This window comes from Paractinoplanes abujensis, from assembly GCF_014204895.1.
GTDB lineage: Bacteria > Actinomycetota > Actinomycetes > Mycobacteriales > Micromonosporaceae > Actinoplanes > Actinoplanes abujensis.
Genome location: NZ_JACHMF010000001.1, coordinates 6,824,701 through 6,849,869, shown reverse-complemented (window position 1 = coordinate 6,849,869; position 25,169 = coordinate 6,824,701). Strand labels below are relative to the sequence as shown.

Sequence of the window (25,169 nt, the reverse complement as noted above, 5' to 3'; positions counted from 1 at the left end):
GACCCAGCAAGCGGCGGTGACGCGCGGCGGAAACTGTCGGACGGTCGTCGTAGTCTCGTCCCATGCGCATCGGAGCCCATGTCGATCCCGCCGCCCCGCTCGAGGAGGCCACTGCCCGCGGCGCCGAGGCGGTGCAGTTCTTCCTGACCGACCCCCAGGGTTACAAAACCCCCAAACCGCGTGAGGATGCCGAGGCGCTGCGCGCGTCCGAGGTGGACGTCTACATTCACGCGCCCTACATCGTGAATGTCGCCTCCCCCAACAACCGCATCCGCATCCCCAGCCGCAAGCTGCTGGTGGCGCACGCCAAGGCCGCGGCCGAGCTGGGGGCCAAGGGCCTGATCGTGCACGGGGGCCACGTCGGCAAGGGCGAAGATCTGGCGGCCGGCTTCGAGAACTGGCGCAAGGCCTTCGAATACGCGGAGAATGACGGCGGCCTGCCGCTGCCGATCCTGATCGAGAACACAGCCGGCGGCGACAACGCATGCGCCCGCCGCTTCGACGACCTGGCCCGGCTGTGGGAGGCGGTGGGCTCGTTCGGCGCCGGCTTCTGCCTGGACACCTGCCATGCCTACGCCGGTGGCGAAGATCTGGTCGGCATCGTCGACCGGGTCAAGGCGATCACGGGCCGCATCGACCTGATCCACGCCAATGACTCCAAGGGCGGATTCGACTCGGGCCAGGACAGGCACGACAACCTCGGCAATGGCAAGATCGATCCGGACCTCATCGTGGCCGCGATCCGGGCCGCCGGCGCACCGGCAGTCGTCGAGACACCGGGCGGCAGCGAGGGACAGACCGCCGACATCGCGCTCCTACGGGAGCGTACGGGTCGTTGACGCGCCGCACGGGGAGACGCTCATGACCGCCGAGCAGCCGAAACACCCCACCGCCACGACGCAGACAAAGGCCGGCCTGCCCAAAACGGACGCGCCCAAAACGGACGCGCCCAAGGCCGACCAACCCAAAGCCGTCGTCGGTCCACAGAAGACCGGAAAGGCGAAGGAGCCACTTCCTTCCGAGCGCCCACCCGGCACCCCGCCCGACCCGTGGAAGGCCTTCGCCAGCACCTCGGAACGCCCGCCGGGCCTGCTCCGCCGGGGCATGCGCCGGTTCTTCCGGTCGCTGATCCACGAATACGCCATCGTCATCTACGCCGGCGTCCTGCTGGCCGTCGCCCTGACCTGGCCGACCCTGCGCTACCCGCTGCACACGTTGCCGCAGGACGTCTGGGACCCGTCCCGGCAGGCCTGGCAGATTGCCTGGTCCGGGCACATCCTGCTGACCGACCCGGCCCGCCTGTGGCAGTCCAACGCCTTCTTCCCGCTGACCGACACCTTCGCGTTCGGCAACAGCCTGCTCGGCTACGCCCCGTTCGGCATGATCGGCGAGGGTCCGGCGGCCGCCATCCTGCGCTACAACATCCTCTTCGTGCTGGCCCACGCGCTGCTCACGATCGGCGGTTACGCCCTGGTGCGCCAGCTCGGCGCCGGCCGTACGGGCGCCGCCGTGGCCGCCGTGGCCATCGCGTACGCCCCCTGGCGTCTGGCCCAGGAGGGCCACCTCGACATCATCTCGGCCGGCGGCATCCCGCTCGCCCTGGCCATGCTGGCCCGCGGCCACGGCTGGTCGCTGCGCCGCGGCCTGCGCCCTCAGGCCCGTGACGCCAGGTGGGCCGCCGCCGGTTGGCTGGTTGCCACGTGGCAGGTCAGTCTCGGCTTCTCGCTCGGCGGCCCGTTCCTGATCGTGCTCGGGCTCATCCTGCTCGTGCTGCTCCTCGGGGTGCCGATCCGCCGCCTGCGCCGCCCCGCCGAACGCCCGGTGCTCGGCTGGCGCCTGATGCTCACCGACACTCTGGGCCCACTGTTCCTGGCCGGCGTGAGCGGCCTGATCGCCATTCCGTATTTCCGCGTCCCCGACTCGGGCCCGGCCGGCACCGAGATCGCCTTTTTCTCACCCCCGCTGCGCAGCCTGCTCATCGGTCCCGCGGAGTCCCGCATCTGGGGCGCACCGCACGACGTGCCCCGCTCGTCGCTGGGCTGGCCGGCCGAGATGGGGCTGCTGCCCGGCTTCGTCCTCTATGCACTTGCGCTCGCCGGCCTGGCGTTCTCGATCTGGACGCTGCGCCAGCGTCTTCTCCTGCTCGCCGCTCTGGCCGTCACCATCGTCCTGACCCTCGGCACCAACTTCTACGAGGGCCGCTGGACCTACCTTCCCGTCTTCGGCCACCTGCCCGGGTCTCTGGGCCTGCGCATCCCGGGCCGGCTCATGATCTGGGCCACCCTGCTCCTGGCCGTCCTGGCGGCCGGCGCCGTAGCCGAGTTCGTCCGGCGCGCCGAGCACCTCTCCGAGCAGCGCATTCCGCCCTGGCCCGGCCCGTGGTTGCGTCTGGCCACCTTCGTGCCGCTGATGCTGGTGCTGCTCGAGGGATGGAACGCGACGGCTCACCCGCTCGTCCCGGCCCAGCCGACGGCCATGCGCACGGTCAGCGGCCCGATGCTGGTGCTGCCCACGACAGCCCTGACCGATCAGACCGTCATGCTGTGGTCCACCACCCGCTTCCAGCCCATGGTCAACGGCACCAACGGCGGTTTCGCCGCCGCCCGCCAGGCCGAACTGCGCCGGAACGTCGAAGCGTTCCCCGACGCCGCCAGCATCGACTACCTTCGTTCCCTCAACATCGACCGCGTGCTGCTCCTCCGCTCGCAGTCGGCCGGCACCCCGTGGGAACGCGCCGGCGACATCCCGGTCGACGCCCTCAACATCCGCCGCGAAGACCTCGACGACGCCGTTCTCTTCCACCTCCGCTGACAGAAGTGGGCGGGCAGCCGAAACCGGCGAGGAGCCGCACAATACGACGCGGCGATGACCTCCGACCGGGCGACATCGTCACCGCCGAGCGCGAAGCTGACAGGCCCGGCGCCTAGACCTTGGCCGCGACCGGTGGGCTCGGCGGCTCGGCGGGTGCGACAGCGGGGGAGCGGTCCAAGCGGAACCTCCGCCGCAGTGTGCCGATCCACGGGGCGTCCGGCCGGTTCAGCGGCCCCCCGTCGGGGTCGTCGTCGTAGGACTGGCGCACCGCGTCGAGTTCGGGCCGCCAGATCTCCCGGATCACCAACCCGCACAGCACCGCCACGGTGATCAGGCGCAGGCTGGAGGCCAGCACGAACGTACCTTCGGGGATGACCGGTTTGCCCCCGGCGCCCATGAGCTCGGCGTAGAACGCGGTGAAGTAGCCGAACTCGGCCACGGTCCAGGCGATGATCGCCCCCCAGCGGGGACGGGCCAGCACGATCAGGGGGAGGAGCCACAGCACGTACTGCTGGGACCAGACCTTGCTCGTGATCAGGAACGCGGCCACCACGAGGAACGACAGCTGGGCGACCCGCGGCCGGCGCGGCGCGAGCCAGGCCAGCAGACCGATGCCGGCACAGGCCAGCCCGAAGAGGGCGTACGAGAGGAGGTTGAGCTGGGGGACGTGGTCGCTCAGCCACTGGAACGGTCCTTGATCACCCGCGGCGCCCGAGTTCCATTTGCCGTCGAGGTAGCGCCCGACGTACCAGAGCGTGCCCCAGTCGATCGGCCGTTCGCTGTTGAGGCGGAAGAACTTCAGCCAGCTCTCGTGGTAGAGGTAGAAGACCGGGAAGTTGACCGCAGCCCAGGCCACGGCCGCGGTGGCCAGCGCCGCCGTCCACGAGCGCAGCGCTTTCGATCTGAGGGCCAGCACGAGCAACGGCCCGAGGATGAACAGCGGCCACAGTTTGGCCGCGCCGCCCAGCCCGAGGAAGACTCCCGCCCAGGCCGGATGCTTCTTGGCCCACAGCCAGAGCCCGACCGCGGCCAGTCCGATGGCCAGGAAGTCCCAGTTGACCGTGGCCGTGAAGAAGATGATCGGCGACACCGCGAAGATCGCCGCGTCCCAGGGCCGGCGGCGTCGCAGGGCCAGGAGGATCGCCGCGGTCGCCACGGCCAGCGCCGACAGGATGATCGCGTTGGCGTTGTAGAACCACGTGCCCTGGTTGATCTCGGGGTGGTCCTGCCCGTAGGCGTGCACCGGCAGCCCCAGCGCACCCATGAAGTAGCCGGTTACCACCGGGTATTCGACGGGCCAGTCCTTGTACGGCACCGCGCCCTCGTTGAGGTGCTCGGCGTAGTAGAGCGCCAGCACATCGGTGTAGCAGAACCGCGTGTACTGCACGTTCTGCTGCCAGTCGCCGCTCTGGCACGGCGATTTCTGCACCCAGGAGAACGCGAGTGTCAGGCACGTCAGCGCGAGGATGATGCGCGTCGCCGTCCAGAACCGGCCGCGCCGGGCTTCGGGCTTGACGGCGTGTGAGCCGAGCGGCCCGCCGATGGCCTGGGAGATGCCGCGCACGAAGCCGTCCGACGTCGCCGGCGCGCTCGGCTTGTCAGGGCGGTCGATGTCCTCGGACGGTTGCGTGCTCATGACATGGCATCATGCCGTACTTCGTCCCATGCTTCCTTCAACGCCCTGCGGGGATGTCCGGAAGCATGGGACGAACCGAGCGCTAGTTCTGTGGCTGGATTGTCGGGTTGATGGTCGGCAGCTGCGTCTCGGGGGTGTTCTCGGGTGCACCGCCCCCGTCGTCACCACCTCCGTCGTCCCCGCCGCCGTCGTTTCCGCCGTTGTTGTCCCCGCCGTTGTTGTCTCCGCCGCCGTTGTTCTCGCCGCCGTTGTTGCCACCGTTGTTGTTCTGGTTGCAGTCGGGGCCGATCACGCCGAGCACGCAGTCCCCGCCCTCGTTGTCGTCGTTGTCGTCGCGGGCGGGCGGCGGCGGCGGTTCCTGGCCGTTGGCGAAGGGGCTGTCCGGGTTGCCGGTTTCGACGCGCTTCGGGAAGTCTTCGTTCTGCAGGTCCTTCGCCTTGATCACGGCGTCCAGGAACTTCTTCCAGATCTTGGACGGGGTGCCGGCGCCGAACATGTCGCGGCCGTTGGACTCCTTGAGCTCGACCTTGTCCTTGGCCCCGCCGACCCAGACGGTCGCGGCTAGCTGCGGCATGCCCCCGACGAACCAGGTGTCGCCGCTGCCTTCCTTGAACTCCCAGGTGCCGGACTTGGCGATGCTCTGCTGGCCGCCGCGCAGGTCACGGTCGTCGACCCGGACGATCTCCTTCAGCACCGACTGCAGGTTCGACATCTGGTCGGGATCGAAGACCTCTTTGCCCTCGGTCTTCTCGCTGCCGACGACCGTCTTCTTGCCGGTTTCGGGGTCGACCCTCGTCACCGACTTGATGAAGTGCGCGTCGTGGTGCACCCCGTTGCCGACGATCGTGGCGACGCCCTCGGCGTGCTCGAGCGGGACGACACGGTACTGACCGAAGGCGACCTCGTTGTCGAAGTAGCCCGTCTTCTCCCACGTCGACTTGTCGGTCTTCTTCAGGTCGACCATCTTGCCGTCGTCGGTGAACATGTGGCGGACACCGGCGTCCCGGGCGGCCGCGATGACCTTGTCCCGGCCGATGGCGTCGGCGATCCAGTAGAACGGGAAGTTGTACGACTTGATCGTCGCCGTCTCGAGGTCGCAGAACTTGATCTTGCCCTTACAGACCGCTCCCGGATCGGCACCCGCGTTGCTGATCTTCGTGCCGTTCGGGCGCAGCTTGGTGCCGTCCCAGGTCGTCTTGAAGGAGATGTCCTCCTTCAGCCCGGCCGCCAAGGTATAGATCTTGAACGTCGAGCCGGGGGACTGGCCACCAATGATCTTCTTGCCGTCGCCGGACAGGTAGCCGCCGTAGTCGAGCCCGTCCGGGTCGTCGCCGGCGTAGTAGCCGAGCACCCGCCCGGTCTTCGGGTCGATGCCGATCACCGCGGCCTGATAGGTCGCCGGCTTGCCGTTCATCGGCGACTCCTCGCTCTTGCGCGAGCCCGCCTCCTCGGCCGCCTTCTGCACCACGGGGTCGATCGTCGTGGTGACGGTCAGGCCACCCTTCTTGAACTGATCCTCGCTGATGCCCATCTCGGCCAGTTCGGCCTGGACGTGCCGCATGACCATGCCGACCGGCTTGTTGGCCGTGCTCTTGACCTTGGCCTTGCCGGCCTGCTTGGGCGTCGGGTACTTCCGCTTGTCGTAGACGTCCTTCGAGATCCAGCCCATCTCGAGCATGTTCGCCATCGTGTACTCCCAGCGCTCCTTGGCCGCGGTGGGGTTCACGGTGGGGTCGTAGCCCTGGTGGCTCTCGCTCGGCTCCGGTTGCTTGATGATGCCGGCCAGCACCGCCGCCTCGTACGGGGTGATCGCGTTCTTCTGCCCGGCCGGCGTCATCACCGACTTGCCGAAGTAGCCCTGCGCCGCCGCCTCGATGCCGTAGCGCCCCTGACCCAGGTAGATGTAGTTGAGGTACATCCCCATGATCTGGTCTTTGTTGTACTTCGACTCCAGCTTGCGGGCGATGACCGCCTCGCGCAGCTTGCGGTTGATGCTGATGTCCTTCAGCTCGGCCGCGTGCCGCGCGTACTGCTGGGTGATCGTCGAGGCGCCCTGGGTGGCGCCGCCGGTGAAGTTGTTCCAGGCGGCGCGGACGATGCCCTTCATGTCGATGCCGTGGTGCTTGTAGTAGTTCTTGTCCTCGGCGGCCGCGACGGCGTGCTCGACGATCTTGTTGATCTTCGCCTCGGGCACCACTGTGCGGTTCTGATCACCGAGTTTGGCCATGACGGCGCCAGTGGAGTCGAGGATCACATTCGACTGGTCCTCGCTCACCGGCGGCGGCAGGTCGACGTCGTCGAAGAAGTACGTGCCGCCGACCACACCCGCGCCGAGCAGGATGACCACGACGGCCGCCGCGGCGGTCAGGATGTTCGTGCGGCGACGGCGCTTGGCCGCCTTCGACTTGTCCTTGCCCTTGACCGACCGGCCGCCACCGAAGCTGCCCTCGTCGTCAGAACCAAAACCAGAAGTTCCCGGCCGTACGGCGGCACGCGCGACCGATGCGCGTCCGGGTGGGGGAGCGGCGGCGCCCACACGGGCTGAACCACCGACTCGAGCCGAACCTACTGACGCGCTGCCCACGGACGCGCTACCGACGGACGCGCTGCCGACCGACGCCCGCCCGGATGTGCCGTTGCCCACCGCGGCGCGTCCACCGGCCCCACGGCGATACGCGTCGGGCGCGGGCCGGGCGGAGCCCGAGGGCCGAGCCGAGCCCGAATAGGAGGAGCGAGGCTGGTCGTCTGGCGTTGAGCCGGCGGACCCGGGCACTCGAGCCCGGGCACGCGAAGACTGCGGTTCGCCGTACGGGTTCATGCGGTCTACACCTCGGTCGCGTGGACGCATGCGAGGAGAGCCCTGGAGAGGCCCTTCCCCGCAACGCCACCAGCGGACGATTCGGGCTGCGTACCGGCAGCCGCCCTGACTGATGTCGGAAATGACCGGCTGGTGCGCTGGATGCGCGAGCCGGTCGGGGTCACGTCAACGGTAGCGAGATCGAACCGCGTCATTGGCGGCTGTCCCAATTGTGTGACGATGACCCGATTTCGCGGTGGCGGCCCGCGGCGGACGAGGCGGCAACCGCCTCGACCCGATCAAGTTCATCGGCGGTGAGCGCGTCCCGGCCGAGCAGGAACTGCTGGGTCAGGTGATTCCACGCGCAGGACTGGCACACCTCAACGACGAAGACCTGGAACTCACGCAGCGTCATCGCCAGGACAGGCAGCTCCGCGAGCTTGCGGGCCTGTCCGGCGGTCTGCTTGAGCTCGTCGCCGTAGATGTAGTGCACAAGGGTGAGATTGTCGCGGCGGCAGATCGGGCAGCGCTCGTCGGTCGGCTCGCCATGGAATCGAGCAGCGCTTTTGAGGTATGGCGAGGCATCGCACACCTCGAGCGTCCCGATCTTGCCGTTGTGCACGTCACGCAGGACTGCCCGCTTCTGTAGCGAGTAGTCGACAAGCTGCCGCTGCGTGCGCATGGCGGAAAGCGTACGCGGTCCAACGGCGAGGGGCGACAGTCATCACGCAGCGTGGCGCGCGTGTAGCTCAATCATGAACGGCTTGCGGACTTGGGACGACGGATCTACGGTTGCGATGTATCGGGCCGATACATCGGGGCACACGAGGGGGAGGGCGGCCGGTGCTGGAACTGGCGATTCTCGGCCTCCTTCAGGAGACCCCGATGCACGGGTACGAGCTCCGCAAGGAACTCGCCACCAAGCTGGGCACCATCCGCGCCGCGATCAGCTACGGCACCCTCTATCCGACCCTCAAGCGCCTGCAGACGGCCGGCTGGATCACCGAGTCCGCGTCGGATCCGACGATGATCCCCCCGATGACCAGCAAACGGGGCCGGGTTGTCTACAAGATCACTGCCGAGGGCAAGGAGCGGTTCGCCGACCTCCTGGCCCAGGCCGGCCCGGAGACGTACGACGACGCCGGCTTCGGCGTCCACTTCGCGTTCTTCTCCCGGACCGACCGCGCCACCCGGCTGCGCATCCTGGAGGGCCGCCGCCGCCGCGTCGAGGAACGCCGGGAAGGTCTGCGCGACGTGCTCTCGCGTGCCGCCGGCCGGCTCGACGCCTACACGCTTGAACTGCAACGCCACGGACTCGACGCCGCCGAGCGCGAGGTCCGTTGGCTGGAGGAGCTCATCACCAACGAGCGCTCCGGCCGAGCCCCGGCAGGATCCGCCGGGGAACTCGACATCCCCTCCGCCGAGCCGCCACCGCAGCGGACGGCCGGGGATGCATCCCCCGAACCCCCGCGTCCGCACAAGGACCGGCCGTGATGAACAAGGAGGCAAACGCGATGGGCTCCGTCCGCGTCGCCATCGTCGGTGTGGGTAACTGCGCCTCGTCCCTCGTGCAGGGCGTGGAGTACTACAAGAACGCCGACCCCAACGACCGCGTCCCGGGTCTCATGCACGTGACCTTCGGCGACTACCACGTATCCGACGTGAAGTTCGTCGCGGCGTTCGATGTGGACGCCAAGAAGGTCGGCATGGACCTCGCGGAGGCGATCGTCGCCAGCGAGAACAACACGATCAAGCTGACCGACGTCCCCCCGACCGGTGTCACGGTCCAGCGTGGACCGACCTTCGACGGTCTGGGCACCTACTACCGCGAGATCATCGAGGAGTCCTCGGCCGAGGCCGTCGACGTCGTGCAGGCCCTGCGTGACGCCGAGGTCGACGTGGTCGTCTCCTACCTCCCGGTGGGCTCCGAGCAGGCCGACAAGTTCTACGCCCAGGCCGCGATCGACGCCGGCTGCGCGTTCGTCAACGCGCTGCCCGTCTTCATCGCCTCCGACCCGGCGTGGGCGCAGAAGTTCACCGACGCCGGCCTGCCGATCGTCGGCGACGACATCAAGAGCCAGGTCGGTGCCACGATCGTGCACCGCGCGCTGGCCAAGCTGTTCGAGGACCGCGGTGTCGAGCTGCTGCGCACGTACCAGCTCAACTTCGGCGGCAACATGGACTTCATGAACATGCTGGAGCGCAACCGCCTGGTCTCCAAGAAGATCTCGAAGACCCAGTCGGTGACCTCCCAGATCCCGCATGAGATGGTCAAGAGCGACGTGCACATCGGCCCGTCGGACCACGTGCCGTGGCTCGACGACCGCAAGTGGGCCTACATCCGGCTCGAGGGCCGCTCGTTCGGCGACACCCCGCTCAACGCCGAGCTCAAGCTCGAGGTGTGGGACTCCCCGAACTCGGCCGGCGTGATCATCGACGCCGTCCGCGCGGCGAAGATCGCCAAGGACCGCGGCGTGGGCGGCCCGATCCTGTCGGCCTCGTCCTACTTCATGAAGTCCCCGCCGGTGCAGTACAACGACCACGACGCCAAGGAAAGCGTCGAGGCCTTCATCCGCGGCGACATCGAGCGCTGAAGCAGCCCCACCACGCATTGAAGGCCGGCCCGAACACTCGGGCCGGCCTTTGCGCATCCTTCGGCCAGGCGGGGGTCAACCCCAAGCGCGGGCCAAAGAGATCCGCGCCTCCAGTTCGAGCAGCTGGCGTTTGCGGTCGAGGCCGCCGCCGAAGCCGACCATCTTGCCGCCCGCGCCGACCACCCGGTGGCAGGGCACGATCACCGGAATCGGATTGTGATTGCAGGCCGTCCCGACGGCACGCGCGGCCCCGGGGTCACCGAGAGCTGTGGCGATCGCGCCGTAGGTGATCATTTCCCCGTACGGAATCTTGGCGATCTCACCCCACACGGCGCGCTCGAAGTCGGAACCGCCGCGCATCTCGAACGGCACCGAGAAGTCGGTGAGCTCGCCGGCGAAGTAGGCCCGGAGTTGCTGAGCCGCCGGATGCACGGCGGAAGCCCCGGGCCGGGCGCCGAACTGCACCCCGACGACCGTGTCACCCGACACGGCCACACCGAGCGGCCCGATGGGCGAATCCACGACGAACATGGCCCCGATTCTGCTCTCCGGGTACGACAACTTCGAGGACCCGTGCAAGCCTTTCCGTCCGCCGGGCGTCTTACCGGGCGGAGGTGACGGGTGAAGCAGTCACTCGAAGCGGAGTTCACCCCGTTCGTGGCGGAGCGGGGGCCGATGCTGCTCCGGATCGCGCACGCCCTGACCGGTGATCCGCGGGCCGCGGAGGATCTGGTGCAGGGCGCGCTGGCCAAGGCGTACGGTGGACAGATCCTCGGGCTCGAGGACGCGGATGCGGTCGCCCGGCTCTATGACGCCGACGGCCGCCTGCTCGAGGAGATGACCCTGCCCAGCGATTTCGACGCTCGGCGGGTCAGCATCGGGACGCCCTAGGAAGAGAGGTGCCCGTTGTCGCGGGCCCACTTGTAGAGTTCCGCCTCGGCCTCGTCCCGCGTCAGCGGCCCGCGGTCGAGGCGCAGCTCCTTGAGGAACCGCCAGGCCTGGCCGACGATCGGGCCCGGCGGCACCCCGAGCAGCTCCATGATCGCGTTGCCGTCGAGGTCGGGGCGGACCCGCGCCAGGTCCTCCTCCTCGGCCAGCCGGGCGATCCGCTCCTCGAGCGCGTCGTAGTCGGCCGCCAGGTTGGCCGCCTTGCGCTTGTTGCGGGTCGTCACGTCCGAGCGGGTCAGCTTGTGCAGCCGGGGGAGCAGGGGACCGGCGTCGGTCACGTAGCGGCGCACCGCCGAGTCGGTCCATTCGCCCCGCCCGTACCCGTAGAACCTCAGGTGCAGGTGGACGAGCTCGACGACGTCGGAGGTCACGTCCTTGGGGTATTTCATGGCCTTCATGCGCTGCTTGGTCATCCGGGCGCCGACCACTTCGTGGTGGTGGAAGCTGACCCGGCCGTCGCGTCCGACCGCCTTGGTGGCCGGCTTGCCGATGTCGTGCATCAGCGCCGCCATGCGCAGCGTGAAGTCGGGGCCTTCGCCGCCTTCGAGCCGCATCGCGTTCTGCACGACGATCAGCGTGTGCTCGTAGACGTCCTTGTGCTGGGCGTGCTCGTCGATCTCGAGCTTGAGCCCGCTGATCTCGGGGATGAAGCGGTCGGCCAGCCCGGTGTCGACCAGCAGGCGGAGGCCGGCGATGGGGTCGGCCCCGCACATCAGCTTGGTGAACTCGTCGCGGATCCGTTCCGCGGTGATGCGATCGAGATCGGCGGCCATGTCCCGCATGGCCGAGATGACCTTTTGATCCACAGTGAAGCGGAGTTTGGCGGCGAACCGCGCGGCCCGCAGCATCCGAAGTGGATCATCGCCGAACGACTGCGACGGGGCGGCCGGCGTGCGGATCACCTGGGCCGCAAGATCGTCCAGACCCCCGTACGGGTCGGTGAACGTGTGGCCGGGAAGCGAGACGGCCATCGCGTTGATCGTGAAGTCGCGGCGCTCGAGGTCCTCCAGGAGCGAGTCGCCGTACTCGACCACGGGGTTGCGGGTGACCCCGTCGTACGCCTCGGCGCGGAACGTGGTGATCTCGATCCGCAGGCCGTTCTTCTGAATGCCGATCGTGCCGAACTCGCGACCGGTCTCCCAGATCGCGTCGGCCCAGCCCTGCACCACGGCGAGGGTCTGCTCGGGCCGCGCGTCGGTGCAGAAGTCGAGATCGTCGCCGAGCCGTCCCAGCAGTGCGTCGCGCACCGAGCCGCCGACCAGGTGCAACTCGTGACCGGCGGCACCGAAGCGGTGCCCCAGCTCGTCGGCGAGCGGGGAGACCCGCAGCAGCTCGGCTACGGCGTTCTCTTGGGCGGCATTCAACACAGACATGGGATGACTAGCGTATCGGCCTTTGGTCAGGTCAAGGGTGGCGGGTGGGGCGGCGGACGTGGGCGTGGCAGTCTCGGGGAGCACCGGGCAGGATGGGCGGGTGCCCGTTACCGACACGCTGCTCCGCCTGGCCGAAAACCCGGACTTCTGGGCCGGCGAAAGCTGCGTGACCAGCGACGACGAGCCGAGCGAGCTGCGCACCACCTTCCCGGTGACCGGCGGTTACGCGCTGGTGCTGGACATCGGCCTCAAGACCGGCGAGCGCACGCTCGGCCTGCGGATCCCCGCGTCGAGTGAACCCGTCCAGCTCGCCTGCTCGCTGCCCGGCGAGCCTGGTCCGGCCGCCCTGCGCTGGTGGGAGCTCGACCTGTGCGGCCGGGTGATCGCCTGGGGTGACCCCACGCTGCCGCATCCGGGCCTGGTCGTGGCGCTGTTGTCGCCGTTCGCGCCGGCCACCGCCGAGGACGACGAGCCCGAGATCGCGGCGATGCGTGAGGCGGCGTACCGGTCGTTGCGCCGTACGGTGCCGCCGCCCGCGCCGTCCGGTCCCGAGCAGGCGCCGCTGCCGTTGTTCACCACCGACGACTGGTGGCCCGCCCCACCGGCGCTGTCGCCCCAGGTGCTCGACGAGGCCTCGATCGCCGAGCTGACCCGTACGGAAAGAGCAGTCAGGGACGTCCGCAGTGGCTCCCGCTTCCCCCGGGAGGACCTGGCCGACCTCGTACGCCGGGCGGCCGCACTGCTGCGGGCGGTGCCCAGCCAGCAGTGGTACGCCGAGACCCGGCCCATCGCGCGGCACATCCTCGACTCCGGTGATCTCCGGCCCGTCAGCGAGCTGCTCGGCGCGCTGACCGAGGCCGGTTGCGATCATCCGACGGTGCTCGACGCGCTGAGTGAGCCTCTGGTGACGGCTGAGGCCTGCTGGATGGTCGAGACGCTGGCCGGGGCGGAGCCGGGCACGCTCCTGCGGCACAGACTGTGACCGGAGCCGTAAGGTGTCGGGTGTTCCGCTAGTGGCTCGGGAGGATCGGTGAACGGCGGTCTCTACCGCAGCGCGCATGCCACGCCCGACGGTCAGCCGCCGCGGCCGGAGGACGGCGTCACGGTGATCTCGGTTGATTCTCAGCTCGGCCACACGGCCGCGGTCGAGGATCAGGCGCTCCCGCCCGAGGAGGTCCCGCCCGGCGACGTGTCGTCCGACGACGGCGGCACCGCCGGCAACAGCGCCATCATGGCGATCGGCAGCCTGGTCAGCCGGATCATCGGCTTCGTCCGCAACGCGCTGATCGGCATGACCCTCGGCTACGGCATCGGCGACGCGTACACCAGCGCGCAGTTCCTGCCCGGCCAGATCTACGAGCTGTTGCTCGGCGGCATCCTGTCCAGCGTCCTGATCCCGCTGCTGGTGCGCCGGCGCAAGGCCGACCGGGACGGCGGTCTGGAATTCACCCGCAAGCTGCTCACGTTCGCGGTCGTGTCGCTCGGCGTGGCCACCGTCCTCGTGGTGGTGGCGGCCCCGCTCATCACGGCGATCCAGTCGGACGACAAGACCTCGCCGGCCTATCGCGACCTGGTCACCCACTTCGCGTACCTGATCCTGCCGATCATCTTCTTCACCGGGCTCTCGGCCCTGATCGGCGCGGTGCTCAACGTCCGCGGCCATTTCGCGGCCCCGATGTGGGCGCCGATCCTCAACAACGTCGTCGTCATCGCCGTCTGCGGCATCTTCATCGTCACCTTCGGCCCGACCGAGGGTCTGCGGCCCGAGGACATGAGCGACGGCCGGATCCTGCTGATCGGCCTGGGCACGCTGCTGGGCATGGTGGTGCAGGCGATCGGCCTGCTGCCCGCGCTGCGCAAGGTCGGCTTCAGCTGGAAGTGGCGATGGGATCCGCGCTCGCTGGGCCTGCGCGAGATCGGCGGCCTGGCCGGCTGGATGCTGCTCTACGTCGGGGCCAACCAGATCGCGATCTTCGCCGTCGTCCGCATCCTCAACGGGGTCGCCGGCAAGAACAGCGCCAGCGTGCTGGCCTTCAACAACGTCTTCCTGCTGACGATGATGGCGCACGGCATCATCGGCGTGTCGGTGATGACCGCGCTGCTGCCCAAGATGAGCGCGGCCGCCGCCGAGGGCCGGTTCTCCGAGGTCAGCGCCGATCTGAGCCGGGGCATCAAGCTCACCGTGGCCGCGCTGGCCCCGATCGCCGTCGTCTACGGCGTGCTGGGCAAGCCGATCGCCGTCACGCTGTTCGAGGGCGGGGCGTTCAGCCACGACGCCGCGCTCGACACCGGCGCGGTGCTGGTGGTGGCGGCCTTCGCCGTGCTGCCGCTGTCGGTCAGCTACCTCTGCACGTACGCCTTTTATTCTCTGCAGGGCAACCGGACGGCCGCACTGATCAATCTGCCGGTCGTCGCCGTCCGCATCGCGGGCTATTTCGTGCTGGCCGGTGTGCTCGGCGCGTCCCTGTCCGCGGCCGGCATGACGGCCGCCAACGCGTTCTCCTATCTGGTCTCGGCGCTGATCTCGCTCGCGGTGCTGCGCCGCAAGATCGGCCGGCTCAACCTGGGCAGCGTCGCCGTCTCGCTGATCAAGGTGCTCGTCGCGGCCGCGATCGCCGCCGCCCTCGGCCTGCTCGTCGTGCGCTTCATGCCCGGCGCGGGGGCACCCAGCGGCCGCGGTGAGGCAATTCTGCAACTGCTGGCCGGCGGTGCGGTCATTCTGATCGCCTACCTGGGCGCGGCCACCGTGCTGCGGGTTGCCGAGGTCAGTCAGGTGATCGGGATGGTGCGCCGCAAAATCGGTCGTTGACCAGCAGTTCCACCAGTAACAGGGGCCACTTGGGCCGCGTGTCCGAGCGTGCTCGGGGTTGCCGCGCCGGGGGGACGACCTGCCGCCGGATAGCCCCGGGCGGGTATGGTCGGTGTCGGCATGTGCTCTTTCGCGCATCGTCATTTGCACCGAGCACGGCAAACCCGTGCGTGGAGCACCGAGGAGGACTGGTGACCCAGGTCGGCGAAGGCCACGAGACCGCGGCCGATGCGGACGGACCGGTCATGACGTTCGGTGCCCCCACCGCGGGTGAGGTCCTGGCCGAGCGCTATCAGCTCGAGGAGCACGTCAACGACGACAGCGCGGGCCGCCAGGTCTGGCGCGGGGTCGACGTCATCCTCCGGCGCCCGGTCGCGGTCGTGCTGCGTTACCCGGGTGGCGACTCCGCCACCGAGATGCTGCAGGCCGCCGTCGACGCCAGCCGCGTGATCCATCCCAACCTCGTCGGGGTCTACGACGCGATCGACGAGGGCGCCCGAGCTTACGTGGTGCGCGAGTGGGTCGAGGGTGAGTCGCTGCGCGAGATGGTCAGCTCCGACGGCCCGCTCGACCCGGGCCGCGCCACCGCCATCGCCCACTCGATCGCCGACGCCCTGGCCGCGGTGCACGCCACCGGCATGGTCCACGGCAACGTGCACCCCGGCACCACGCTGATCGCCGACGACGGCCGGGTCGTGCTGGCCGACGCCCGGGCCGACTCGGCCGACAACGTCGAGTCCGACATCCGCGCGGTCGGCGGCATTCTCTACTTCGCCCTGACCGGCCACTGGCCGCACAACGAGGTCGGCTCCTCGGCCCTGCCCGACGCCAACCGGGACGGCACCGGCGCCCCGGCCGCGCCCCGGCAGATCCGCGCCGGCGTCCCGGCCTACCTCGACGACCTCACGATGGATCTGCTCGACACCCGGGTGGCCACGCCCGAGGCCGATTCGCTGACCGCCGAGCTGGCCCGCCTCGATGCCTCCGCCGAGGAGGAGTATGAGGACGCCGGCCCGCTGCGGTTCGCGCAGAGCACGACGACCGAGCCCACCCGGAGCACGTCGAAGATCATCATCGGTGTCGGCGCCCTGGTCGTCATCGCGGTCATCGGCCTGGTCTTCGGCATCAACGCGATCAACAGCTCGGGCGACCCCAAGCCGACCGTCACCAACCAGGCGGGCGCCGGCAGTGAGCCGGACGGCGCGACCGACACGCAGCCACCCGCCCCGCAGCCGAAGAAGATCCCGCTGACGGCCGACATGGTGCGCGTCGTCGACCCGCCCAAGGGCGACCGCGACGACACCGGCGAGTCGAAGTACACCGTCGACGGTGACGACGAGACCGCGTGGGAGCTGCAGCACTTCAACCAGGCCAACTTCGGTAACCGCAAGCCGGGCATGGGCGTGCTGATCGACCTGGGCTCGGCCCGCAAGCTGTCCGAGGTCGAGGTCCGGATGTCGCAGCCCGGCGTCACCATGGACGTTCGCGCCGGCACGGAGGACTACGGCGACTCCTCCGACGGCGACAAGAAGATCATGGAGAACTACAAGCGTCTGGGCGATTCGGAGACGGTGACCACCGGCAACCGGACGTTGTTCTCGGTCTTCAATCCCGACCAGACCTACCGTTACGTGCTGGTCTTCATGACCAAGCTGCCCTCCGACGGCGAGGGCCGGTTCTCGGTCGACGTCCAGGAGATCTCGATCTCCGGTTACTGAGAGTCGGGCCCACGCGCGCTCGCCTCGTCCGGTTAGATTGCTGGCGTGACTTCCGGGGACGCCGCGCAGGGTGTCGCACCCAGCGACGCCGAGCTGCTGCGTGCCCACGTCGATGGGGACAAGGACGCCTTCGGCGAGCTGGTCCGCCGCCATCGGGACCGCCTGTGGGCCGTCGCCCTGCGCACGATCGGCGACCGCGAGGAGGCCGCCGACGCCGTGCAGGACGCGCTGTTGTCGGCCCACCGCAACGCCGCCCGGTTCCGCGGTGACTCGGCCGTCACCACGTGGCTGCACCGCATCGTCGTCAATGCGTGCCTCGACCGGATCCGCAAGCGGCAGGCCCACCCGACGGTGCCGCTGCCCGACGGCAGCCGCTCCGACGACCGTCCCTCCGGTGTGGAGCCCGCCGCCCCGGCCGCCGATCACGACACCGCGCTGCTGGTGCGGCAGGCGCTGGCCGATCTGCCGGCCGATCAGCGGGCCGCGATCGTGCTGGTCGACGTGCAGGGTTATCCGGTCGCCGAGGCCGCCGAGATCCTCGACGTCGCGGTCGGCACGATCAAGAGCCGGTGCGCCCGCGGCCGGGCCCGCATGGCGCTGGCCTTGGGCGAGTTGCGGGGGCGAGACACCGATCACGCCCCGGCCGGGAACCACGGCACGTCGGAAACCGTCTCATCCGGACCGGCAGCGGTGAAGCCACCGCCCGGCGGGCACGATCGGAGGGACCAGAGGTGACCGGGGCCGACTTCGGCAGGGTCGACATCGACCTGCTGGCGGATTACATCGGAGGTGCCCTCGAGGGCACGCCCGACGAGTCCGCGGTGGCCACCCTGATCGCCGAGGACCCGGCCTGGCGGCAGGCGTACGACCAGCTGGGCGGCGCGGTGGCCGAGGTCCGGGCCGAGCTGGGCCGCCTCGAGCCGGAACCGATGCCGACCGACCTGGCCGCCAAGCTCGACGGCATGTTCGCGCCCGTCCCGCAGCTCACCGTCGTGCCCGGCGGCGCCGCTGACGGCGTACGGGAAAAGAAACGACACCGCCGCATGCGCTGGGCCACCCCGATCGCCATCGCCGCCGGCGTCGTGGCTTTCGTCGGTTTCGGCGCCGACTATTTGGCCGGCCGCAGCAGCAATGACGTGCAGACCGACTCCGCGGCCGGCAACGCGGAGGGTTCCACGGCCATGAGCGACATAGGCGGTGACGAGGTCATCACCGCCACCGGCCAGGATTACTCCCGGGCCACCCTCGCCGCGCCGCCGCCACCCACGCCGATGAGCGCGCCCAGGAGCGAGGCGTTCGCCAGCGAGGGTCAGGGCAGCCAGCGGGCGACGACACTGTCGGCCGACCCCGCCCTGGCCCGCTTGACCGCGCGGGACGCCCTCGACGAATGCCTGGCCGCGATCGAGCGGGAAAACGCGGGCGGCCCGCTCGCCGTGCAGACCGTCGACTACGCCCGGTTCGACGGGGTTCCGGCGGTGATCGTCCGGTTCACCGCCGAGAACGGCGCCTGGGGCTGGGCGGCCGGCGCCGACTGCGGCACGCCTGCGGGTGACGCCGACACGATCGAGAAACTCCCGGTACGCTGAGCGACACCCTGGAATGTCCCGCGTGAGGTCCGCCACGGACGCGCGTGCGGGAATGGTGGGGACCTGACATGGCGTTCTAGCGTGCAGTGTCGCCGTGGTGATTTCCCGGCGAAGAGCAGACTTGAGGAGTCGGCAGTGGACGAGGTCCGCAATCTGATCATCATCGGTTCGGGACCGTCCGGATACACGTCGGCGTTGTACGCCGCCCGGGCCAACCTGAAGCCGCTCGTGATCGAGGGCGTCCAGTCCGGTGGCGCCCTGATGACCACCACCGAGGTGGAGAACTTCCCCGGGTTCCGCGAGGGCATCATGGGCCCCGAGCTGATGGACAACATGCGCGCGCAGGCCGAGCGGTTCGGCGCCGAGTTCATCACCGACGACGTGACCCGGGTCGAGCTGGGCGACAAGCCGACCGAGGCCGGCACCGAGGGCCTGAAGACCGTCTGGGTGGGCGACAAGCAGTATTTCGCCCGCGCGGTCATCCTCTCCACCGGCTCCGCCTGGCGGCCGCTCGGCGTGCCCGGCGAGCAGGAGCTGCTCGGGCACGGCGTCTCGTCCTGTGCCACCTGTGACGGCTTCTTCTTCCGCAACCACCACATCGTGGTCGTCGGCGGCGGCGACTCCGCGATGGAGGAGGCGACCTTCCTCACCCGCTTCGCCGAGACGGTCACCATCGTGCACCGGCGCGACTCGTTCCGGGCCAGCAAAGTCATGCAGCTGCGGGCGCTGAACAACGAGAAGATCAAGGTCGAGTGGAACTCCACGGTCGAGGAGATCCTGGGCCACGACGGCAAGGTCTCGGGCGTTCGCCTCAAGAACACGCAGACCGGCGAGGAGAAGACCCTCGACGTGACGGGCGTGTTCGTGGCGATCGGGCACGACCCGCGCAGCGAGCTCTTCAAGGGCCAGGTCGAGCTGGACGACGAGGGCTACGTGAAGGTCGACGCGCCGAGCACTCGCACCAACGTCCCCGGCGTGTTCGCCGCCGGCGACCTGGTCGACCACACCTACCGCCAGGCGATCACCGCCTCCGGCACGGGATGTGCCGCGGCCCTGGACGCCGAGCGCTTCATCGCATCGTTCGTCGAGCTGTAAGTCAGATTGACCTGGAGGGTCGTAGTGGGAGTTGCAGGTAAGGCGGTCACCGACGCCACATTCGTGAGCCACGTGCTGCAGTCGGACAGGCCGGTGCTGGTGGACTTCTGGGCCGAGTGGTGCGCGCCCTGCAAGAAGGTCGACCCGCTGCTCGCCGAGATCGCCAAGGAGATGGGCGACAAGGTCGAGATCGTGCAGGTCAACATCGACGAGAACCCGGAGACCACGCGCGCCTACCGGGTGATGTCGGTGCCGACCCTGACCATCTTCAAGGGTGGCGAGCCGGTCAGCTCGGTCACCGGTGCCAAGCCCAAGAGCGCCCTCGTCAACTTCATCGAGTCGGCTCTGTAGGCAGTTTCCGAGAACGCCCCGCGCCCTCCCGGGTGCGGGGCGTCTTTGGTTGCCCCGGAGTACGCTGCCCGGAGTCGTTCTTCGTTCTAGGGAGTCGCGCGTGCGTTCCATCCGACGTGGAGACAGCGGCCCGGCCGTTGCCGAGATTCGATCGATCCTGGTCGGTCTGGAGCTGCTGGATGCCGCCGGAGACGTCTTCGACGACGCCGTGGACACCGCCGTACGGGCCTTCCAGCAGAGCCGCGGCCTGGGCATCGACGGCCTGGTCGGCGACGAGACGTGGGGCGCGCTCGACGCGTCCCGCTGGCGGCTCGGCGCGCGCACCCTGTTCCACTCCGTGCCCGACGCGCTCGTCGGCGAGGACGTTCGCACCCTGCAGGAGCGGATGCTCGAGATGGGTTACGACTCCGGTCGCGCCGACTCGATCTACGGCCCCCGTACGGCTCGGGCGGTCGCCCAGTTCCAGCGTGAGGTCGGTCTCACCCCCGACGGCTCCTGCGGCCCGCAGACCATGAAGGCGCTGCGCCGGCTCGGCCGCAAGGTGGTCGGCGGCCGCCCGCAGTGGCTGCGCGAGGCCGAGGCGTTCCGGCAGGCCGGCACCAACCTGGTGGGCAAGACGATCGTGATCGACCCCGGCCACGGCGGCGGCGACGACCAGGGTGTCGTGGTGCCCGACGGTCCGCTCCGCTGGAGCGAGGCCGACCTGGTCTACGACCTGGCCAACCGGCTCGAGGGCAGGCTGGCCGCAGCCGGCATGCGCGTGCACCTGACCCGCGGGCCCAAACCGGCCGAGTCGATGAGCGGCGCCGACCGGGCCGCGCTGGCCAACAGTCTCGGCGCCGACCTGCTGATCTCGTTGCACCTCGACGGGCACGACAACGAGAACGCCGACGGTGTGGCGACCTACCACTACGGCACGGGCAGCGGCCTGAGCTCGACAGTGGGGGAGCGGCTGGCCAACCTGGTGCAGCGCGAGATCGCCGTCCGTACGGGCCTGCGGGACTGCCGTGTGCACGCCAAGACCTGGGAGCTGCTGCGCCTGACGCGCATGCCCGCCGTACGGGTGGATCTGGGTTATCTCACCTCGCCCGTCGACCGTGACCGCCTGGTCAACCCGCTGTTCCGCGAGCAGATCGTCGAGGCGATCCTGGCCGCCGTGCAGCGCATGTATTACCCAGTCGAGGCCGACGTGCCCACCGGCTCGATCGACGTGCGCCAGCTGCGGATGGCCCTGTCGAACCGCGCCTAACTCTCGACGTTACGGGTGGCTGTGGCCGGACGCACCGGCCGCAGCAACGTCTCGGGGCTCATCGAACCGAGCAGCTTCTCCAGCGCGTATTCGACGTCGGACTTCCACGACAGGGCGGTGCGCAGCTCCAGCCGCATGCGCGGGAAACGCGGATGCGGGCGCACCGTCTTGAAGCCGACGGACAGGAAGAAGTCGACCGGCGCGACGCAGCCCGACTGCTTCTCGTCGTCGGCCTCGCCGAACTTCGCGTCGCCGAACGCCTCGATCGCCTTGACGCCGCGCTTGGTCAGATCGCGGGCCACGCCCTGCACGAGCATGCGGCCCAGCCCGCCGCCGGCGAACGACGCCACCACGTGAGCTGTCGTCAGCAGGGCGGCGTCGGCGCTCACGGGGGAAGTGGGGAAGGCCATCGAACGGGGGACGTAGGCGGGCGGGGCATACATCACATAGCCCGCCGGCATGCCGTCGACGTAGATCAGCTTGCCGCAGGAACCCCACTCGAGCAGCGTCTGCGAGACCCAGGCCTCTTTCTCCAGACCGGGGTCGCCCGAGGCGCACGCCCGCTCGGCCGCGACCGGATCAAGCTCCCAGTACACACACTGGCTGCACGGCCTCGGCAGATCGCCGAGCGTGTCCAGCGTGAGGCTGACCAGGCGTCGCGACACTGCACATCCCCCTCGCCACGGTGCTACCGGCTGCTCAGTTTCCTGCCCGCTCCCGGTCGGATCCTACGCCGCAATGCTCCTGAACGGGACCAGGTCGGGCACAGTGGCCGGTTAACCGAAGGCTTCTGTCGGTGCTTGCGACTACCATCGGGGTCTCTTCCTTTCTTGTGAGGTGAAGCCCGGATGACCGGCACAACTCAGGACGACTACACCGATCGGTACGCGCGACGGGTGCGGGGCATGACCACCTCCGAGATCCGCGCACTGTTCGCAGTGGCAAGTCGTCCCGAGGTCGTGTCGCTCGCCGGCGGCTCTCCTTACATCGCCGCGCTCCCGCTCGACGCGGTGGGCGAGATGCTCAACCAGCTCGCCGCCGAACAGGGCGCCCAGAGCCTGCAGTACGGCATCGGCCAGGGCACTGTCGAGCTGCGCGAGCGCATCTGCGAGGTGATGGCGCTCTCCGGCATCAGCGGCGCCTCGCCCGACGACGTGGTGGTGACCGTCGGCGGCCAGCAGGCGCTCGACCTGCTCGCCCGGCTCTTCCTCGACCCGGGCGACGTGGTGCTGGCCGAGGGCCCGAGCTACGTCGGCGCGCTCGGTGTCTTCCAAGCCGCGCAGGCCCAGGTCAAGCACGTGCCGATGGACGATGAGGGGCTCATCCCGGCCGCCCTCGAGGAAGCCATCGCCGCCGTCGAGCGGTCCGGTCGCAAGGCCAAGTTCCTCTACACGATCCCCACCTTTCAGAACCCGGCCGGTGTCACGCTGACCGACGAGCGGCGCGAGCAGGTGCTCGACATCTGCGAGCGCGCCGGCCTGCTGGTGGTCGAGGACGACCCGTACGGGATGTTGTCGTTCGAGGAGGAGGCGCCGCGCCCGCTGCGGGCCCGCCGGCGTGAGGGCGTCTTCTACGTGAGCACGTTCTCCAAGACGTTCGCGCCCGGGCTGCGTGTCGGGTGGATCCTCGCGCCCCACGCCGTACGGGAAAAGCTTGTGATGATGAGCGAGGCCAACGTGCTCTGCCCGAGTGCGTTCGCTCAGGGCGCGGTGACACAGTATTTGTCGACGATGCCGTGGCAGGAGCAGATCAAGGTGTATCGCGAGATCTATCGCGAGCGCCGCGACGCCATGCTGGGCGCGCTGCGTGACCTGATGCCGCCCGGCACGACGTGGACCCACCCGACCGGCGGCCTGTTCGTGTGGGCGACGCTGCCCGAGGGTCTCGACTCCAAAGCGATGATGCCGCGCGCGATCGCCGCGCGGGTGGCCTACGTACCGGGAACCGGCTTTTACGCCGACGGCACCGGCCGGTCCAACATGCGGCTCAACTTCTCGTTCAGCTCGCCCGAGCGCATCCGCGAGGGCATCCGGCGACTGTCCGGCGTGATGGAACAAGAGCTGGCGATGCGGGCCGTCTTCGGTTCCAGTTTCGCGTCCTCCCGGCGCCGGGGCACGGCCGCCGCGGATGCGCCCGGTCCCGACTTGGCATGATCTCCTCCATGGTTGCGGGTGACGATGTGCGCGTGATGGTTCTGGCCGGTGGCCTCTCGTACGAGCGGGACGTCTCGCTGCGCTCAGGGCGCCGGGTGCTCGACGCCCTGCGGGCGGCCGGGCTGAGCGCCGAGATGCGGGACGCCGACGTGTCGCTGCTGCCGTCGCTGCAGGAGGATCCGCCCGACGCCGTGGTGATCGCCCTGCACGGCGCGACGGGGGAGGACGGTTCGCTCCGTGGCGTCCTCGACCTGTGCGGCGTGCCCTACGTCGGCTGTGACGCGCGGGCGGCCCGCCTGGCCTGGGACAAGCCGTCCGCGAAGTCGATGCTGCGCGAGGCCGGCATCCCCACCCCCGACTGGGTGGCGCTGCCGCACGACCGGTTCTCCGAGCTGGGGGCGGTGGCGGTGCTCGACCGCATCGTCGACCGTCTCGGGCTGCCGCTGATGGTCAAGCCGGCCCAGGGCGGTTCGGGTTTGGGTGCCGCGGTCGTGCGTGAGGAGAGCGCGTTGCCCCCGGCCATGGTCGGTTGTTTCGCGTACGACTCGACGGCTCTGGTCGAGAAGTTCGTGCCCGGCATGGACGTGGCCGTCTCGATCGTCGACCTGGGCGCCGGCCCGCAGGCGCTGCCCGCCGTCGAGATCGTCCCGCGCGACGGGGTGTACGACTACGCCGCGCGTTACACGGCGGGCCTCACCACCTGGCACACGCCGGCCCGCCTGTCGCCGTCGGTGGCCGCGCAGGTCGCCGAGACGGCCCTGGCCGCACACAAGGCGCTGGGGCTGCGTGACCTGTCCCGGGTCGACCTGATCGTGGCCGAGGACGGGTCGCCGCAAGTGCTCGGCATCAACGTGTCGCCCGGCATGACCGAGACGTCGCTGCTGCCGCTCGCCGTGCAGGCCGCCGGTGACGATCTGGGGCACATCCTCAAGACGCTGGTCGAGCGGGCGGTCGCCCGAGTTCGGTGATCAGGTCGTCGAGGCTCTCGGCCAGCTCCAGCAGTGCGGCCCGGGTGCCGTCGTCGGCGGTGTGATCGAGCCATCCACCCTGCGCGGCCACCCAGCCGCCAAAGATCCAAGGTTCGGCCGGGACTGTGCGGCCGGTGCGCTGCTCGTAAGTGGCTAAGGCGGTCCAGTCGCGCCAGTCCAGGGCCAGGGCCACCGCCTCGTGGATCGCGCTGATCGGCCCGGCGGCATCCCAGTCGACGGCCAGAAGTCGCCCGTCGGCGTCCCGCAGTGTGTTCTTCGGGTCGAGGTCGCGGTGGCTGTAGACGACCAGCGTTTCCCTGGGGCCGCCGGCGACGCGCTGGGCCAGGTTGATCAGTTTGCCGCCCCAGCGCCGGCCGTCCCAGCTCAGCCCCGGCAGCGTGCGGCGGCGTGGTCGCCCCGCGGCGTGGATGTCGGCCAGCAGTTCGGCCGCGCTGTCCGCGGTGGCCCGTGCCCGCCTCGCCTGGACTCCCTTTTCCTCGGCTTGTGGTCGCTCTTCGGCTGCCGTTCCCTCAGCTTGTGGCCGCCCCTGGGCTGCCGTTCCCTCAGCTTGTGGCCGCCCCTGGGCTGCCGTTCCCTCAACTTGTGGCTGCCCCTGGGCTCCCTTTCCCTCAGCTTGTGGCTGCCCCTGGGCTCCCTTTCCCTCGGCTTTTGGTTGCCCCTGGGCTCCCGGCTTTCCCTCCACCCAGCGGTGGACGCGGTACAGCTCGCCGTCGACGCGCACCAGGGCCCGGCCGTCCACCGGGACCGGCTCGGGCATGGGCACCCCCGCGGCCCAGGCACGCTGCTCCACCGCGTACGCGGCCTCGACGTTGCCGACGAACTCCGGGAGCCGCGCGTTGACCACCATCCGCTTCACGGCGAAATCACCCCGCCCGGTCCGCACCCGCCACAACTCGTTGGACAGTCCACCCGGCACCCGAACAGGTTCGCCCTCCAACCGCCCCAACCCGAAACGCTCCACGACAAGCTCCATGCCCATGTGCCGATGGTGGCCGCTCCGGCGCCGTGGCGCGACCGCGCAACAATGCACTCGTGAATTTCCGCCCCGTTCGCCCAGACC

Annotated in this window: 22 protein-coding genes; 15 read left to right on the top strand and 7 right to left on the bottom strand. The window is 69.6% G+C overall.

The annotated features are described in order from the left end of the window. The first annotated feature begins 62 nt into the window (after positions 1 to 62). Together BKA14_RS31330 and BKA14_RS31325 are read left to right on the top strand one after the other, a co-directional pair. Positions 63 to 839, top strand: coding sequence for a deoxyribonuclease IV (locus BKA14_RS31330; RefSeq protein ID WP_184954374.1), 777 nt, complete (start codon positions 63 to 65; stop codon positions 837 to 839). Between the two features lie 22 nt (positions 840 to 861). Continuing rightward, the gene (locus BKA14_RS31325; protein ID WP_239093147.1) at positions 862 to 2,811 is read left to right on the top strand and encodes a hypothetical protein; all 1,950 of its coding nucleotides are present in this window, start codon (positions 862 to 864) and stop codon (positions 2,809 to 2,811) included. Between the two features lie 112 nt (positions 2,812 to 2,923). Here the strand turns inward: BKA14_RS31325 and BKA14_RS31320 are convergent, their stop codons facing one another. From BKA14_RS31320 to BKA14_RS31310, 3 genes are all read right to left on the bottom strand, one after another. Continuing rightward, positions 2,924 to 4,447 (bottom strand): glycosyltransferase family 87 protein, encoded by a 1,524-nt coding sequence (locus BKA14_RS31320; protein ID WP_184954373.1) that lies wholly within the window; start codon positions 4,445 to 4,447, stop codon positions 2,924 to 2,926. Between the two features lie 82 nt (positions 4,448 to 4,529). Beyond that, positions 4,530 to 6,983: a transglycosylase domain-containing protein gene (locus BKA14_RS31315; RefSeq protein ID WP_239093145.1), complete on the bottom strand. Its 2,454-nt coding sequence runs from the start codon at positions 6,981 to 6,983 to the stop codon at positions 4,530 to 4,532. A gap of 472 nt (positions 6,984 to 7,455) precedes the next feature. Continuing rightward, a complete protein-coding gene (locus tag BKA14_RS31310) occupies positions 7,456 to 7,926 on the bottom strand; it encodes a DUF5318 domain-containing protein (protein WP_184954371.1) in 471 nt (156 codons plus the stop codon). Positions 7,927 to 8,087: 161 nt separating this feature from the next. Between BKA14_RS31310 and BKA14_RS31305 the strand changes: the two genes are divergently transcribed. Together BKA14_RS31305 and BKA14_RS31300 are read left to right on the top strand one after the other, a co-directional pair. Then, positions 8,088 to 8,738 carry a PadR family transcriptional regulator gene (locus tag BKA14_RS31305; RefSeq protein WP_184954370.1) on the top strand — a complete coding sequence of 217 codons (651 nt, stop codon included), beginning with the start codon at positions 8,088 to 8,090 and terminating at the stop codon, positions 8,736 to 8,738. Between the two features lie 20 nt (positions 8,739 to 8,758). Beyond that, entirely contained in the window at positions 8,759 to 9,838 is a 1,080-nt protein-coding gene (locus BKA14_RS31300) for an inositol-3-phosphate synthase (protein ID WP_184957067.1), read from the top strand. A gap of 75 nt (positions 9,839 to 9,913) precedes the next feature. Here BKA14_RS31300 and BKA14_RS31295 read toward each other — a convergent pair whose 3' ends face one another. Then, positions 9,914 to 10,369, bottom strand: coding sequence for a methylated-DNA--[protein]-cysteine S-methyltransferase (locus BKA14_RS31295; RefSeq protein ID WP_184954369.1), 456 nt, complete (start codon positions 10,367 to 10,369; stop codon positions 9,914 to 9,916). A 90-nt stretch (positions 10,370 to 10,459) separates the two neighbouring features. Between BKA14_RS31295 and BKA14_RS44445 the strand changes: the two genes are divergently transcribed. After that, positions 10,460 to 10,729, top strand: a complete 270-nt coding sequence (locus tag BKA14_RS44445; RefSeq protein ID WP_239093143.1) for a sigma factor — start codon at positions 10,460 to 10,462, stop codon at positions 10,727 to 10,729. Here the strand turns inward: BKA14_RS44445 and BKA14_RS31285 are convergent. Then, entirely contained in the window at positions 10,726 to 12,159 is a 1,434-nt protein-coding gene (locus BKA14_RS31285) for a CCA tRNA nucleotidyltransferase (RefSeq protein WP_184954368.1), read from the bottom strand. The genes BKA14_RS44445 and BKA14_RS31285 overlap by 4 nt on opposite strands. Before the next feature lie 100 nt (positions 12,160 to 12,259). Between BKA14_RS31285 and BKA14_RS31280 the strand changes: the two genes are divergently transcribed. The 8 genes from BKA14_RS31280 to BKA14_RS31245 all read left to right on the top strand — a co-directional run bounded on the left by BKA14_RS31280 (position 12,260) and on the right by BKA14_RS31245 (position 20,967). Then, positions 12,260 to 13,141 carry a hypothetical protein gene (locus BKA14_RS31280; protein WP_184954367.1) on the top strand — a complete coding sequence of 294 codons (882 nt, stop codon included), beginning with the start codon at positions 12,260 to 12,262 and terminating at the stop codon, positions 13,139 to 13,141. Positions 13,142 to 13,189: 48 nt separating this feature from the next. Further along, positions 13,190 to 14,968, top strand: a complete 1,779-nt coding sequence (gene murJ, locus BKA14_RS31275) for a murein biosynthesis integral membrane protein MurJ (protein WP_184954366.1) — start codon at positions 13,190 to 13,192, stop codon at positions 14,966 to 14,968. Positions 14,969 to 15,159: 191 nt separating this feature from the next. After that, entirely contained in the window at positions 15,160 to 16,686 is a 1,527-nt protein-coding gene (locus BKA14_RS31270; protein WP_239093140.1) for a protein kinase family protein, read from the top strand. A gap of 45 nt (positions 16,687 to 16,731) precedes the next feature. After that, on the top strand, positions 16,732 to 17,421 hold the full coding sequence (sigM, locus tag BKA14_RS31265; RefSeq protein ID WP_438861915.1) for an RNA polymerase sigma factor SigM: 690 nt from the start codon (positions 16,732 to 16,734) through the stop codon (positions 17,419 to 17,421). Continuing rightward, on the top strand, positions 17,418 to 18,272 hold the full coding sequence (locus BKA14_RS31260) for an RsmA family anti-sigma factor (protein WP_184954365.1): 855 nt from the start codon (positions 17,418 to 17,420) through the stop codon (positions 18,270 to 18,272). Before sigM ends, BKA14_RS31260 begins: the two co-directional genes overlap by 4 nt. Positions 18,273 to 18,407: 135 nt before the next feature. Then, positions 18,408 to 19,367, top strand: coding sequence for a thioredoxin-disulfide reductase (gene trxB, locus BKA14_RS31255; protein WP_184954364.1), 960 nt, complete (start codon positions 18,408 to 18,410; stop codon positions 19,365 to 19,367). 24 nt (positions 19,368 to 19,391) lie between these two features. Further along, the gene (gene trxA / locus BKA14_RS31250) at positions 19,392 to 19,718 is read left to right on the top strand and encodes a thioredoxin (RefSeq protein WP_184954363.1); all 327 of its coding nucleotides are present in this window, start codon (positions 19,392 to 19,394) and stop codon (positions 19,716 to 19,718) included. 100 nt (positions 19,719 to 19,818) lie between these two features. Beyond that, a complete protein-coding gene (locus BKA14_RS31245) occupies positions 19,819 to 20,967 on the top strand; it encodes an N-acetylmuramoyl-L-alanine amidase (RefSeq protein WP_184954362.1) in 1,149 nt (382 codons plus the stop codon). Here BKA14_RS31245 and BKA14_RS31240 read toward each other — a convergent pair. Beyond that, the gene (locus tag BKA14_RS31240; protein ID WP_184954361.1) at positions 20,964 to 21,632 is read right to left on the bottom strand and encodes a GNAT family N-acetyltransferase; all 669 of its coding nucleotides are present in this window, start codon (positions 21,630 to 21,632) and stop codon (positions 20,964 to 20,966) included. The genes BKA14_RS31245 and BKA14_RS31240 overlap by 4 nt on opposite strands. A 183-nt stretch (positions 21,633 to 21,815) precedes the next feature. Here BKA14_RS31240 and BKA14_RS31235 point away from each other — a divergent pair, with 183 nt between their 5' ends. Further along, complete coding sequence (locus BKA14_RS31235; protein ID WP_184954360.1) at positions 21,816 to 23,120, top strand: aminotransferase-like domain-containing protein; 1,305 nt, start codon at positions 21,816 to 21,818, stop codon at positions 23,118 to 23,120. An 8-nt stretch (positions 23,121 to 23,128) separates the two neighbouring features. Beyond that, positions 23,129 to 24,088, top strand: coding sequence for a D-alanine--D-alanine ligase family protein (locus tag BKA14_RS31230; protein WP_239093137.1), 960 nt, complete (start codon positions 23,129 to 23,131; stop codon positions 24,086 to 24,088). On the opposite strand, the gene BKA14_RS31225 is transcribed toward BKA14_RS31230, so the two are convergent. Next, positions 24,048 to 25,088, bottom strand: a complete 1,041-nt coding sequence (locus BKA14_RS31225) for a phosphotransferase (RefSeq protein ID WP_184954358.1) — start codon at positions 25,086 to 25,088, stop codon at positions 24,048 to 24,050. The genes BKA14_RS31230 and BKA14_RS31225 overlap by 41 nt on opposite strands. Between the last annotated feature and the right edge of the window lie 81 nt (positions 25,089 to 25,169).

Coding starts and splice junctions, on each gene's coding strand:
- BKA14_RS31310 (WP_184954371.1), bottom strand. CDS start 7,926: ATGCGCACGCAGCGGCAGCTTGTCGACTACTCGCTACAGAAGCGGGCA.
- BKA14_RS31295 (WP_184954369.1), bottom strand. CDS start 10,369: ATGTTCGTCGTGGATTCGCCCATCGGGCCGCTCGGTGTGGCCGTGTCG.
- BKA14_RS31225 (WP_184954358.1), bottom strand. CDS start 25,088: ATGGGCATGGAGCTTGTCGTGGAGCGTTTCGGGTTGGGGCGGTTGGAG.
- BKA14_RS31285 (WP_184954368.1), bottom strand. CDS start 12,159: ATGTCTGTGTTGAATGCCGCCCAAGAGAACGCCGTAGCCGAGCTGCTG.
- BKA14_RS31325 (WP_239093147.1), top strand. CDS start 862: ATGACCGCCGAGCAGCCGAAACACCCCACCGCCACGACGCAGACAAAG.
- BKA14_RS31230 (WP_239093137.1), top strand. CDS start 23,129: ATGGTTGCGGGTGACGATGTGCGCGTGATGGTTCTGGCCGGTGGCCTC.
- BKA14_RS31300 (WP_184957067.1), top strand. CDS start 8,759: ATGGGCTCCGTCCGCGTCGCCATCGTCGGTGTGGGTAACTGCGCCTCG.
- BKA14_RS31235 (WP_184954360.1), top strand. CDS start 21,816: ATGACCGGCACAACTCAGGACGACTACACCGATCGGTACGCGCGACGG.
- BKA14_RS31320 (WP_184954373.1), bottom strand. CDS start 4,447: ATGAGCACGCAACCGTCCGAGGACATCGACCGCCCTGACAAGCCGAGC.
- BKA14_RS31330 (WP_184954374.1), top strand. CDS start 63: ATGCGCATCGGAGCCCATGTCGATCCCGCCGCCCCGCTCGAGGAGGCC.